The sequence below is a fragment of the Micromonospora sp. NPDC000121 genome, from assembly GCF_042899165.1.
GTDB lineage: Bacteria > Actinomycetota > Actinomycetes > Mycobacteriales > Micromonosporaceae > Micromonospora.
Map to the genome: position 1 here is coordinate 187,506 of NZ_JBIAZP010000012.1, position 12,797 is coordinate 200,302.

Consider the following 12,797-nt stretch of genomic DNA (forward strand, 5'->3'; position numbering starts at 1 on the left):
GTCAACCCCTTTCATCTCGGTTGGCGCCGGAGCGGTAGATCCTGCCGCCGCGCTTCGCCGCGGCCTGATCGGTCGCAGCTCCGCCCGGTGCCGCAGGCAGCACGGCCGTCGGGTTCTCCTCGCTGCCGCGCAGTCGGCTCCCACCACCCAGTCGGCTGGCCCCTGCGTGACGGGCCTGACGGCAGACCTCCAGGCACATGGCGAGGGCACCGACGTCGTCGTGCCGCTGGGGCGGGATCGGCACGTCGGCCGCGCCGCTGCTGATCTTGTCGGCCTCCCCGGCCAGCCGCCGCAGCGGCCGCGCGAAGACGTAGTACTGCCACACCGCGGTGAGCAGCACCGCACCCGCCGTCAGGCTGGCGACCAGCAACGTCCATCGTCGACCGTCGCTCGCCGGCAGGCGGAGTCCGTTGAGGTCCTGCTCCACCACCAGGGACCACTTCAGGGGCGTGACGGTATGGGGCTTGCTCAGACCCGCGGCCGCGATCAGGGTCGGCGTGCCGTCGGGGGCCGTCGCCCGCCCGACCGTGCCGCCCTTGAGAGCCTCAGCCGCGGCTCCGCGCGCACTTCCCCGCAGCTCCTCGAAGGCGCGGAACCCATCGGAGTCGAAGACCGTTCTCAGGTTCTCGTCGACGATCCGGGCCTGCCCGTCCACCTCGCGGAGCATCTCCAGCAGGTAGTCGATGCTGTACTCGCCGACGGCGGCGACGCCGTTGGCGCCCACCCTGAACGCGTACACCACCGGGACACGGGAGGTGTTGTCGTCCAGGTCGATGCCCGACTCACCCCGCAGCGGCTCGTTCCGGAGCGGCTCGCGTCCTGCCGAGCTCATGACGGAGCCGTTGGGGTCGAGCAGGTAGAGACTTCGGAACCGTTGCTTGTCGGCCAGCTCATTCTTGAGCAGAGGAGTCATCTGGGCGGGGTCGCCCGCCTCGGCTGCCTGGGAGACGCGCAGCACCGTCTGCAGGCCGTTGTTCAGCGCCTTGCCCATCAGGTTGCTCGCCGCCTCGGCCCGGCTCTCCTCGTCCCGGACGAGCTGAGCCGGGATCGACGACTCGGGGGCGCGGAGCGTGGCGGCCACGGCCGCCGCAGGCCAGACCAGCGCCAGCACGGTCGCGAGGACCAGGCCCTGAGTGACGGTCGGACGCCACCGCCACCGCCACCACCGCCGGGCGGCGGTGGGAGTCGAGGCGTTGGCCGAGGTCGAGGCCAACGCCCGCGCAATGCGATGCGCCTCCGCCACGCGCAGCGGTCGACGCTTGTTGCAGGCCTCCCCGCAGGCGTTGGCCTTGGCCTGCTCTAGCAGCGATCGCACGGGGCGGACCAGAGAGGCCCGCATCAGCAGGAAGCTGGGCACGGCCGCCGCCAGCAGCGTCAGACCGATGAAGATACCGCGGGAGGCGGACGTCCCACCCGTCTCCTCGGCGACGATCAGGGTTGCCAGGGTCACCCCGGTGTTGCCCACCGGCGACGAGGACACCACCAGCTGCCGGCCCTTCCACTCGGTCACCCGGATCGGGTGGCCCTCGCTGGAGTCGGAGCCGGCCAGCCCCTGGAAGACCGTCGGATGGTGGACGGCGTCAACCGCGCTGACCCCCTGCACGAGGGTGCTCTTGCCGTCCGGTGTGAGGGCGAAGACTCCCTGTCGCGCCTCCGGATTCAGCCGCAGCTCGTCCACGGTCAACGGCTGGATCGCCAGCAGCGTCCGGGTGCTGTCCAGCCCGATGCTGCGGACCAGGACCGGCCCCTCCGGCGTGCTGATCGGGAAGACGTTTGCGGGCAACGTCGGTGGCAGCAGCTCCATGGGCAGTTCGGGGCCCTGCTTCGCTATCGGACGGCGGGTGGCGTTCTCCATGATCACCGCACCGCTCCAGGTCGCCCCGTCTCCGACGACCTGTTTGAGCAGCTCGGCGTCCGGCGTCCCCGGGGCCCGTCCGGCGACCCGCTCGTCCAGGTCCTCCACCGAGTGTTGAATGGTCATACGTGTGCTGGTGGCGACCTTCGACACGTTGTCCCGCTGCGAGTCGACGATCGCCGGCGGCACGCCGCGCTCGTGGTTGATCGCGAATCCGAGGATGATGGCGGCCGCCAGGAACATGGCCGCCCACAGGTACACGAGCGACGGCACACCGGACCCGGCCGGAAATCCGGCAGCTGGCAGCTGTTGCGTCAGCGCCCGTCGCCGCCATTCGACGACATGACCCTGCCGCGCCGCGCCCGCTTCCCGCGCTCCCACCACCGGAGCGCGTCCCTGGAACCCCTTCCGGTCGCCGGGACGGTTGGGCGCAGCGTGGTCCCCTCCGCCGTTTCGCGTCATGGCCACCCAATCCCTTCCGAGCGCACTCGAGTGCACGGTTGTCTCGATCTTGGAATGTGGCTGGGTGATCCGACTTCACCCCGCCCGGATGAATCCAGCGCAGCCGCTCTCGCGAGGCCCGTCCAGCGCGACGTGTTACGGGATCGACTCGCTGCCCCCGAGCCGGAGATACACGCTGGCCGGCCCCGCACCCCGGAGCCGGCCAGCGTGCTGTCGCCGGTCAGCGTCAGCTGGAATAGCCGCGCTGTGCGACCCAGTCGGCCACCTTCTCGCTGCGCATCCAGTAGTGCTTCTCCGGGTCGTACGGGTCTACGACCTTGAGAGTCTGTCCACCGTCGCGGTACCCGACGATGCTCACGTAGTGTCCGCCCGGGAACGAGTGCTGTTCACCCTCGGTGTCGACTGCCGTGCCCAGCGTGTTCGCTACCACACCCTGCTGGGTGTCGATCGCCTCGACGACGTCGGTGCGAAACTTGTCAGTTTGCTGGGGATTGGCGGTGGTGGTGCTGATCTCGGTCGTCTCGTAGCCGCCACCGGTCAGCTCATTGAGGACCCGGGTGGTGTCCTCGGCCGAACCGGTGCCGGCCTTGGTGGTACCGAGCTTCTGGGCCACCTCGTTCTGACTGACCGTCTTGTCCTGCGTCGACAGGGCGATGCGCGTCGCGGCCGGGGCACAGTAGTAGGACGTGCGTTGGGTCTGGTAGTCGAACTCCAGGACTCGCTCGCCCTCCGGGGGCGCCGGCTGCACGGCGGACACCTGCGCGCTGTCAGCCGGGTTGGCCTGAGCGGCGGTGGCCGGGCCGGCGACGGCGCCACCGGCGATGACGAGACCAGCCAGGGACAGAATCCTCGTACGGCGCATTGAGTTCATCATGAAGCTCCCATCGGTTGGCGCCCCGTCAGAGTTCTGAGGCGCAGGCACGGCGGGAAGAGATCGCCCAACTCACGCGGGTGAACGGGCGTCTCCGAGCTCCCGGCTTCCCGGGCTCTCAATCGCCTTCGCGGGCTGTCGCGGTCGCGGTTACCCGCAGGCTGGCCAGAGAAACCGGGGAACCTACCCTGCGAGTAGCGGAATCGGAGGCAGTTTCCCGAATTCGGTCCCAGGTCGCACACGTTCTGTCCGGCCCCTGCCGACCATCGCACCGACACGACACCCACCAGCCCGACCCGACCCCGATCGCCGCCTACCATCAGACCGGGTCCGACGGTGGCCGTCTCCTACACCGCCAGCATGGACGTGACCTCATCGGGCGCAAGGCGGGCACGAGTGACGCCGACAAGGGCTGTCAACCGCTGGCAAGGCAGTGCTTAGGGGTTCATTGTTCGCTGGCTCGTCCATTCGGATTCCGCAGTGGACCCGGCTGGTGGCCGTGAAGTCGTCAGCGGTCGTGGGGTCGGACGATGCCACAGTCCGGGTAGCCCCTACCCGGGCTGGGAGATTGATGCGCGGTTGACGTAGGCGATCTGGGCGGCGAAAGCCAGCAGAGTCAACACGGTGCCGACGCCGATCGCGAACCCGGACGACAGCGCCGCGAGCCCGGCCAGCAGCGTGACCGCGAGCCCCAGCAGCAGCGCGTTCACCGCGCCCACCATCGCCGCCGTGGTCAGCGGTAGTACGCCCGGATGCGCTGGATCCGTGCGAGATCCAGCTCGTTTTCCACCATGTTCTGCACCAGCCGCAGGAATGTGAGCAGTCCGGTGATCACCAGCGTCGGCAGCACCGCGCCGAGGTACGGCCGGACGAGCGGGGCGTTGCTGGCAACGAAACCGAGCCCGATCAGCGCGGCGGAGAGCAGGGACAGGAAGATCGTCGCCCGGCCCACCGACTCGGTGACGGTCGCGCTGCGCGAGGTCTGTAGCACGAAATGCTCGGTGGTCAGGGCGGTGAGTAGTGCCTGCTCGCGTTCTCCGTCGTCCATGCACCTCACCGTCCGTGGGCCGACCAGGGGTCATCCGTGGCTCAACTCGCCAGCCTCCCGCTCGGTCACGCGATGGTGGCGATCTGCCGCACCTGCTGCGCGGTTGTTGGTTCTGGTTACGACTGGTGGTCACGTTGGCCGGACTGGAGTCTGTCGACCTCGCTGGTGGCGCTGCGGCTGGCCGCCTCGATGAAGCGTAGGAGTGCGGTGGGCTCGATGAGGATGCGGCGGTCTGCTGGGTCGGGGGTGCGTTTCATGCAGCCCGCGGCGTCGAGCCGGTCGATCATGCGGGAGAGGGTTCCGGGCGTGAGGCCAACCCGCTGGACCGGTGCGCTGGCGGCGGCCGGACCGCCGCGGGCGAGGGCGTGCGGGGCGGCGACCCCGCCGAGTTCGCGGCGGCGCTGGTCCAGTTCGTCGGCTCCGTGGCGGTGGCCGACGGCGTGGGGCTGGGGTTCTGCGGGGCTACGTGCTCTGGTGTCCACGCCGGGCGTACGAGTGACCGCCTGGCAGACCCTGGACCTGCGCACCCTGACCTGAGCCGGGCGGTGCCCCCGGCCAGTCAGACGTTCACGTGGAAGTGCACCGCGAAGTAGCCGGTGTTCGCCGTGGAGTTGGACGCCTCCACGCCCACCCACCCGTGGAACGTCCCAGTGTCGCCGATCACTTGGAGCTGCGGCTTGCGGTGCGAACCACCGGTGTAGCAGGTGCTCGACGTCAGGCAGGTGCACCAGTGCTCGTAGAAGTTCCGCCGACCCGCTCCCGCGAGGTAGTAGCGGATCGGGGCGGAGGTCGCGCCATTCGGGCAGGACGAACAGGTGGCGGTCGGGGGGCTGAGCCAGCTCAGGCAGTTCCCGTTGCATCGGGCGAACGACCGGAGGTCCATGCCGCTGGGACCGGCAGCACCGGTGCTTCCGCTGTAGCCGGCGTACCGGCCGGTGTACTGGGTCAGCGGGATGTTGCTGACCGGCGTGTACGCGTCGTTCGAGGCGGAACTGCCGAAGCCCCAGCCGACGGTGACCCCGTAGTTGGAGCTGACGAAGTCGAGCCGGGCCAGGTCGCTGGCAGGCTCGCTGACCCGCCAGGTCTCCTGGACGCTCCCGCTCCAGGTGATGGTGATGCTGTCACCGGAGTTGGTGTACGTGCCGCTCAGGGACTTCACGACGCCACCGGGCTGGAACCCGGCGGACGTCCGCACCTCGCAGTCGTGGCCGGTGCAGCCGGTCGTCCGGACACCCGTGCCGGCAGCCCCGATGGCGGTGGCCCGGTCCCAGTACCAGAAGCTCTCGGTCACCGTGCCGTTGCCGAAGAAGTAGTAGGTCGCCAGCCGGACCCAGACCGGACCTGTGGCGGGCGCGCCGGCGGCGGGGATGGCCCCGAGCGCGACGCTGTAGATGCGCCGCCCGCCGGGGTAGTCCACCGCCTGCGCGGGCGCCGGCAGGACGACCGCTCCCATGGTCAGCGCCAGCAGCACGGCGGCGAGAAACCGCCAGGTGATCCTCCGTCGACGACCCATACGTCACTCCCCCTTGTCACCGACCGGTCGGCATATCGTATCTGATCGATGTCGACCGGATGGTCCCGCGGCGCGGGACGCCCAGGGAAGCCGCGCCGGATCAGGGGCCGAACGAGTCGGGCCGACGTTTCAAAAGTTCGTGCAGGGTCTGCTGGGTGGTCTCCCGGACCTGGTCGGCGAGGTTGAACACGACCAGTGGCGCCGACCAGTCCAAGGAGCGCCATGCCTTGGTAGTCGGCGAGGTCCCGGCGGTCCGACAGGGCGGCGGTGACGGCGAAGGCGGCGATGTCGCTGGCCGTGCAACCGGTGAGGTAGACCAGCAGCGACGGCGGCGCCAGGTTGCCGGCCCCGAACTGGAGGCTTGCGCGGCGGACGGCCGAGGGCAACGCCGCCCGCACGGTACGGCGCGACACGTGGTGCCGGCGCCAGGCCAAGGTTGGTACCAGATCACAAAACGAGGTTCGGCGTGAGGCGCGTTCGGGTTCGGCGCTGGCCTATTCTGGCTCGGTGCCTCATGCGTCTGATGGCGGTCTCGTGTCGGCCCGAGCGGTTTATCCAGGGACGTTCGATCCCTTCACGCCGGGTCATTTTGATGTCGTTGACCGGTCACGCCGCATGTTTGATCACGTCACCGTCCTCGTTGCCGTCAACGACGGCAAGCGGCCGGCCCAGCCGACTACTGCGCGGGCGAGGGAGATCCGGGGTTTGCTTCCGGCAGGCTGGGAGAACGTCGCGGTGACCCCCTGGCACGGGCTGACCGTGGATTACTGCCGGCGGAATGGGTGCAGCGTGATCATCCGCGGGGTCAGGAACGCGACCGACTGCATGCGCGAGTACGAACTCGCCGCGATGAATGAAGTGCTGGGCATAACGACGTTGCTCTTGCCTGCCCGGTCGGAGTTGGCAACGATGTCGTCCACCGCCGTGCGGGCTCTGCGAGCCTGATGGGTTCAGGACGGGCGCGCGTCTGACGCGGATACAGCCACGGACCGTTGAGCAGGAGACGTTCCAGGCCGAGATCCTTGTGAAGATGATCGCGGATTTCTTGGCTGGTGACGCGTCCGGGTCGTGGGCCGGCCAGGTTCCGCCACCGCAGGCCGAGCCAACGCCACCGCGTAGACGTGACGGGTCAACGGTCGGCGTCCACTCCAAACTCGATCATCAGGAGGACCGTCTGTAGTGGCAAAACCCACCTGAACCAGGTGTGGTGGCAAGAAGTTCAACGTCGCTGGCAGCAGACACCAAACCCAGACCGAACGCGCCCGCGCCGAAGCAGATCTTCGCGCGATCGCAGGCAACAGCCCACGCCGGATGAGCGGAACAGAAATCGCGAGCCTGGTGACGGCACTCGGCGACATCGCCACCGCGCTCCCGCGACAAACCAGGTATACGCGTCACCGGGGCGACGGAGGTCTCGCCGGCCACCGCGAGTGGGTGCGGCTGCCCGGTCATCGCCGACAGCGCGACGGCCACGTCGTTGAGATCGGCTTTGATGTAGGTGGTGGTGAAGGACCCTGGGCTGTCGGTGTGGCCGGCGTAGGCGCGGGCTACCCCGTAGCCGAAGTGCCGTTCCACCCAGCTGAGGGTGGTGTGCCGCAGCCAGTGGGTGGAGATGCCCTGGGCGGCGACCCAGGGCAGGCGCTCGCCGATGCGTTTCCATAGGTGGTCGTAGCGGCGGCTGCTTATGGGCCGGCCATTGCGGTAGCGCAGCAGCCGGCCGGTGGGCTGCCCAGCACCGCGTGTGTTGGCGTGCTCGTAGAGGTGTTCGGCGAGGTCGAGGGTGATCGGCTGCCACCGTACGCCGCCGTTCTTCTCGGTCAGGCGCACGAGCCCGTTGGTCCAGGTCAACGAGGCGTAGGGCGAGAGCGCCGCCGCGCCGGCAGGCGGTCTCGGTGTGCAGGCGTAGCAGGAGGGCGTCGAGGATGACGTCATTGCCGCTGGTGCGCGCCACCGCATTGATCGCCTCCAACTCGTGTGGGGTCAGGGCGCGGCGTGTGCTGGGGAGGCGGCGGGTTTTGGCGACGCGGTGGGCGGGACTGGCCGAGACGTCGATCAGGCCGTCGGCGATTGCCCGGGAGTAGAAGGCGCGGGCCGCGGCGATCACGTGCTCGCCGGCGTGGCGGCCGTTGCGGCTGTTGCGCCGCGACCGGGCGGTGGCGGTCATCTGTTGTTTCATGGCCTCGACGTCGGTGGCCGCGACCGCGTCCAACTGCCGGTCGCCCCAAGCTGCGGCCATGCGCTGCCAGTAGGTGCCGTAGGTGCGTCGGGCGCCGGGACCGGCTGCGGCGATGACGCGGGGTAGGTACGCGGCAACGGTCGGCAGCGTGGCCGGGCCGCCGGTGTGGGATTGCAGGTCGGTCAGGGTGACGCCGAGGTGAACCAGCACCTGCCGGGCGGTGGCGATCGCGGTGAGATCAGCGGACATGGCCATCCCCCGCCAGCCGGACGTGGAGGTCGGCGACGAGTCGGGCGACCGCGGGACGGGAGAACCATTCAGCAGCAGATCAGGAGCTTTGACGGACGCCGGCAGGGAGATCCGGGCGGGTAGGGCCGGCATCGGTGCCGGACGGGGGCGTGGACGGGCCGGCAGGGCGCTGAGAACGAGCGGACGGACGAGCTGTTCACTGCTCGGTCGAGAAGGTGTCATGACCGTGCCAACTGCCAACCGGCATCGTGCGCCTTCGCGGACTGCTGCGCGTTGCCCGTGACGAGGGCCGGCGTGGTCATCCGACCGCCGAAGCTTCAGCAGACCGAGCCAGCGCTCCTCTCAACGAGCGGATGGCTCGCTGGTCCCGGCCGCGCACCGCCGAGCAAGACAAGGCCGTCACCGTACGGCTGTCGGAACTGCATCAGGTGATCAACCAAATCGCGGACCGAGCCGCCTGACATGCATGTTCACCACTTCGAGGGCTGACTCGCCGCGTCTTTGGCAGCACAGGCCCTGGGCGGCGCTGTCGCACGCTAGCAGCGGACACGCGTTCGGCAGCCCGCCTGAGGCGATCAAAAGTAGCGTCACCCCATGGCCATGGAGAGTAGGGCGGGTGAGCAGCCGGGGACGTACAAGCAGTCCGAGCGGGCCGGCTTTGTGGAACTGCTGTTCGACGTGGTGTTCGTGTTCGCGTTCACGCGGCTCTCCGACCGGATGGTTTCCGACCTCAGTTGGCGAACGGGCTACGCGACGTTGGTGCTGACGTTGGCGCTGTGGTGGGTGTGGTACCGGCTGGTTTGGGCGACCAACAGGTACGACTCGACGCGGCCAGGGATCCAGCTGCTGGTCATCGGCACCACGCTCGGCAGCCTGCTGATGGCCATCGCGGTACCGGGGGCCTACGACGACAGGGGTTGGCTCTTTGCGGGGGTCTACGTCGCGATCCAGATAATCCGCCCGCTGTGGATCATCGTGATTGGCACGAACAGTGAGATACGGCTGGTCTGTGTTCGGAACCTCTTCTGGGCTCTCATCTCGGCGGTGCCGTGGATCGCCGGCGCCTATGCAGAAGGCGGCGCACGGCTGGCCTGGTGGAGCGTGGCCGTCGCCTTGGACTACGTCGCGGGCGTCCTCGACTACCCCACGCCGCGGCTCGGCCGGGCCGGGTTCCGGGCCCATCCGATCCAAGAAGACCATCTTACGGAGCGCTACCGGCAGCTTCTCATCATCGCGCTGGGCGAGACGATCCTGATCTCCGGCATCCAGATCAGCCCGTACGGCCTCGAGCGGGACCGAGCGGCGGCGCTGCTGGTGTCGTTTGCCATCACGGTTCTGCTGTGGCAGATCTACTTCTACCGGGCGGGCGAGTTGCTGGCCGTCGCCATCGCATCGGCACAGTCTCCGGCATACGTCGGCAGACTCGCCTCGTTCGCACACCTCATCATGATCGCCGGCGTTGGCCTCACTGCCGTGGGCGACGAGTTGATCATCTTGCACCCGCTCGGTCACACCGAGCGACCTTGGGTCCTGGTGGTCCTCGGCGGTCCTGCGGTGTTCCTGGTCGGGCGGGCCCTGCTCGACTACGTGACCTTCAGCCACGTCTCCTGGTCCCGACCGATCGGACTGTTGGCGCTTGTCGTGCTGGCGCCGGTGACGCTCGCGCTTCCCCCGGTCCTGGTCGCCGTCGCGGCCACCGTGGTACTCACCGGAATCGCCATCTCCAACGTGATCTCCTGGCGACTGTTCCCCCGGGCACCGAAGCCAGCCGCACCCGGCCGAATGGCCTCGTACCGGCCCTGACCTGCAGGGAGCATCACACTACCCCTGCCACCACCAGGCGAAACTCGCCTTCGGCAACCACGTCCCTCGGCCGGCGAGCCCCACCGGCCGGCACCGCCGCGACGGTTGCGGAGCGTTGCGTCACACCACGGGATGCAGGGGTTTGGGCGTACGCCGCTACCCACTGCCAATGGGACACACCCGGTATACCGCTTTGCATAGATGGAAGTTGCGGCATACGCTCCCTGGGTGCGCGCACGAGTCCGCTGACACCCGCTTCCAGGACGAGGGGGCAGGACGGCCGCCGAGGCCCCGTCGGGGTTCGCTCAACCTCCGGCCGCCTCTGCAGACGGCCGGCGAGGGAGGACCGTTGCCCACAATGTCGGCGCGGATCATCTGCGCGGCCATCGACGAAGCCGTCGACAGGTTCACTCACGACCCAGCCAGCACCCGCCACCTGGCATCCCACACCGGCGCGCTTCAGACCTGTCTGAAAGACACCCTGGGCCGCGCCCTGGCCGACGAATCATGGCCCGGGCCCCGGCCGCTCGTCGCCCTGTGCCGGAAAGTCGGCATCGGCCCTGCAGACCTCGACCTGCTGGCACACCACGTCCTGACCACCCTCCTGGCCCACCGACCCGGACCGCACGCCCTGGTCCGCGCCGGCGCCACCTTCGCCGCCGCCACACGCCGCCTACCACCCGAGCACACCTCCACACCGCCGCCGCGACAGCACGCGACACATTCGCCAATGGCCCCCACGTGGACATGCAGCGGATGCGCCCAGGACTGGCCGTGCGTGACCCAACAACAACAACTCCGGCAGGAATTCCACGGTTCGGCAGCCGCACTCGGCCTATACCTAGGATCGTGCTTCGCCGCCGCCATCCACGACTTGCCCACCGTGCCGCAGGACCAACTCCGCCGCCGATTCCTCGACTGGCTGCCCCACCGACCCTCCGCCACCTAACCCTTTGAACCGCCCCCAACCTGGTGGAATCCTCGGGCTGTCTCACTAACGGCACCTCTCTTGTTAGTACCCGCGGCTGTCGACGAGTACGCGGACGTCGAACAGAGGAGCCCGATCATGCAGCTGGCCGCCACCGACAACCAGGCCGTCGCCCGGGCCGTACACGACGTCGGATCGGCGTTGTGGTTCGGCGGCCGACTCGATCACCTCGGTGTTCGGGTCCTGGCGGCTCCAGCCATCTCGCGCAGCTGCGCGTCGTCGGGCGGGCGCCGACCACGGACCGTTCGGGATGAGCCCGGCCCCTATTGCGGCGTCACCGATCTGACCGGCCCGGACAGGTGTAGGCTGAGGCCATCCCGGAATCGACGACATCCCATTCCTGAGGTGCCCGCCACGCCGGCTCCACCCGAGGGGATGCCATGTTCGTACCCGAAGCACCCGATCCGCAGCGGCCCGAGCTCCCGCCGTCGGAGTATGGGGAGCGCTCCCCCTCCCACCAGGTGGGGTGCGGTTGACCCGCGCCGGCGCGACCCGGATCGGCGTCCCCGCCACGGCGCCCCGCTCGCGATCATCGCCATGGTGATCCGCACCGCCCGCATCACCCAGCTGCAGCGCCGCGACTGAGCGGGGCAACCGACGACCCGGCCGGACGGGTGGACGAACCGGCACCCGCCCGGCGACGCGACTCCGCGCACGGCCCCACCGCTACCCCGCGGTCACGGCGATAAGGATCCAACATGACGCCATCGACCAGCGCCCTCGCTCCCCCATCGCCGCCATCGACGCCGCGCCTGCGGATCGAACCGACCCGGTCCGCGCGCACGCTGCTCGACGGCGGCTGGTGGCCCCGCTCGACAGATCCGCTCGCGGAGCTGCCCGGCCTCGTCCTCGCCATCGACCTGCTGCACGGGCCGATCGCCCGGCTACTTCTCAACACCGAGATCTGGGACGGCAACCCACGCCGCCTGACCGTCGGCGGCAGGGTGCTGCGGTTGGGCTACTTCACCAGTCAGCCCGCCAGCCTGCTGACCGCCATCTGCCTCAACGAGGATCGGGTCGACCTGCTGGTCGTCCCGCCGGACACCCCGGTCGACCTGGCCGAGGCGGCGATGGCGCGCGCCGCCACCGCCGGCGACATGGTCCATGCTCCGCAGCTGCTCGCCGTCGCCGCGCAAGAGGTCCGAGGCGACGGCCGACAGCCCGGGCAGGCGCACGTGGGAGGGGGTGGCGGCCGTCTCCGCACCGCCCCCGGCGGCCTTGCCGCGGTCGCTTCCCGCATAGCCGAGGCTGAACCCGCCGGACAGCCTGCGCCAACGGAACCGGCACCCGCGCCGACAGCACCTCCACCGAGGCAGCGAAGGACCGGCAACCCTCCTACCATCGCCACCGAGGAGCAGATCATGACAATCGCCCGGCACACGATCGTCTCCGCGCTGCGTCGGCGCGGCCAGCACACCAGGGCCGACTGGGTCGAGCGGGAGCTGCCGGAGCAGGTCGACCCCGCCCAGCACGCCGGGTTGCTCGCGACCCTGCGTCTCGACCCCGCCGAGCTCGGCGAGCCGACAGCTCGGTGACAGTGGCCCTGCTGGGATCGGTGGCCCGGCGGCCGCCGTGCCACTACGGCCTACGGGAACAGGTGACCGGCCTCCGGGCCGAGGGACTCGTCGCGCGGGGCGACCGTCGCCCAGCCTGACCGGCACCACCCGGCCTGTCACGACCTTCTGCGCACAGGAAGGCAACACGGATGTCCTTGTTCGCCGCAGCGTTGACCCGGTTTTCACGCCTGGCGCACCAACCCGCACCGATCGTCGCCATAGCTACCCTCGTTGGCGAGATCCAGCGCTCGCCTGGAGCAGCGCCCCGCCGCGTCG

At 69.5% G+C, this 12,797-nt stretch carries 11 protein-coding genes and 1 pseudogene; 4 read left to right on the top strand and 8 right to left on the bottom strand.

Going from position 1 to position 12,797, the window contains the following annotated elements:
- Position 1: 1 nt before the first annotated feature.
- From ACFY23_RS27765 to ACFY23_RS27795, 7 genes and pseudogenes are all read right to left on the bottom strand, one after another.
- Positions 2-2,128, bottom strand: a complete 2,127-nt coding sequence (locus ACFY23_RS27765; RefSeq protein WP_350682249.1) for a HAMP domain-containing protein — start codon at positions 2,126-2,128, stop codon at positions 2-4.
- A 415-nt stretch (positions 2,129-2,543) separates the two neighbouring features.
- A complete protein-coding gene (locus ACFY23_RS27770) occupies positions 2,544-3,188 on the bottom strand; it encodes a C39 family peptidase (protein ID WP_350682251.1) in 645 nt (214 codons plus the stop codon).
- Positions 3,189-3,739: 551 nt separating this feature from the next.
- Positions 3,740-3,898 (bottom strand): hypothetical protein, encoded by a 159-nt coding sequence (locus ACFY23_RS27775; protein ID WP_350682253.1) that lies wholly within the window; start codon positions 3,896-3,898, stop codon positions 3,740-3,742.
- A 23-nt stretch (positions 3,899-3,921) separates the two neighbouring features.
- Positions 3,922-4,236, bottom strand: a complete 315-nt coding sequence (locus tag ACFY23_RS27780) for a hypothetical protein (protein ID WP_350682255.1) — start codon at positions 4,234-4,236, stop codon at positions 3,922-3,924.
- 116 nt (positions 4,237-4,352) lie between these two features.
- Positions 4,353-4,871, bottom strand: coding sequence for a MarR family transcriptional regulator (locus ACFY23_RS27785; protein WP_350682257.1), 519 nt, complete (start codon positions 4,869-4,871; stop codon positions 4,353-4,355).
- Positions 4,796-5,749, bottom strand: coding sequence for a hypothetical protein (locus ACFY23_RS27790; RefSeq protein WP_350819325.1), 954 nt, complete (start codon positions 5,747-5,749; stop codon positions 4,796-4,798). The genes ACFY23_RS27785 and ACFY23_RS27790 overlap by 76 nt, the downstream gene beginning before the upstream one ends.
- Before the next feature lie 200 nt (positions 5,750-5,949).
- Positions 5,950-6,099: pseudogene (locus ACFY23_RS27795) on the bottom strand (NADH-quinone oxidoreductase subunit N); the annotation flags it as partial.
- A 157-nt stretch (positions 6,100-6,256) separates the two neighbouring features.
- Here ACFY23_RS27795 and coaD point away from each other — a divergent pair.
- The gene (gene coaD / locus ACFY23_RS27800; RefSeq protein ID WP_350681224.1) at positions 6,257-6,694 is read left to right on the top strand and encodes a pantetheine-phosphate adenylyltransferase; all 438 of its coding nucleotides are present in this window, start codon (positions 6,257-6,259) and stop codon (positions 6,692-6,694) included.
- A 216-nt stretch (positions 6,695-6,910) separates the two neighbouring features.
- On the opposite strand, the gene ACFY23_RS27805 is transcribed toward coaD, so the two are convergent.
- Positions 6,911-7,597: a hypothetical protein gene (locus ACFY23_RS27805; protein WP_350681222.1), complete on the bottom strand. Its 687-nt coding sequence runs from the start codon at positions 7,595-7,597 to the stop codon at positions 6,911-6,913.
- A 1,171-nt stretch (positions 7,598-8,768) separates the two neighbouring features.
- Here ACFY23_RS27805 and ACFY23_RS27810 point away from each other — a divergent pair.
- From ACFY23_RS27810 to ACFY23_RS27820, 3 genes are all read left to right on the top strand, one after another.
- Positions 8,769-9,977 carry a low temperature requirement protein A gene (locus tag ACFY23_RS27810; protein ID WP_350681221.1) on the top strand — a complete coding sequence of 403 codons (1,209 nt, stop codon included), beginning with the start codon at positions 8,769-8,771 and terminating at the stop codon, positions 9,975-9,977.
- 358 nt (positions 9,978-10,335) lie between these two features.
- Entirely contained in the window at positions 10,336-10,926 is a 591-nt protein-coding gene (locus tag ACFY23_RS27815) for a hypothetical protein (RefSeq protein ID WP_350681219.1), read from the top strand.
- A 737-nt stretch (positions 10,927-11,663) separates the two neighbouring features.
- Positions 11,664-12,500 carry a DUF5994 family protein gene (locus ACFY23_RS27820; RefSeq protein WP_350681217.1) on the top strand — a complete coding sequence of 279 codons (837 nt, stop codon included), beginning with the start codon at positions 11,664-11,666 and terminating at the stop codon, positions 12,498-12,500.
- The last annotated feature ends 297 nt before the right edge of the window (positions 12,501-12,797 follow it).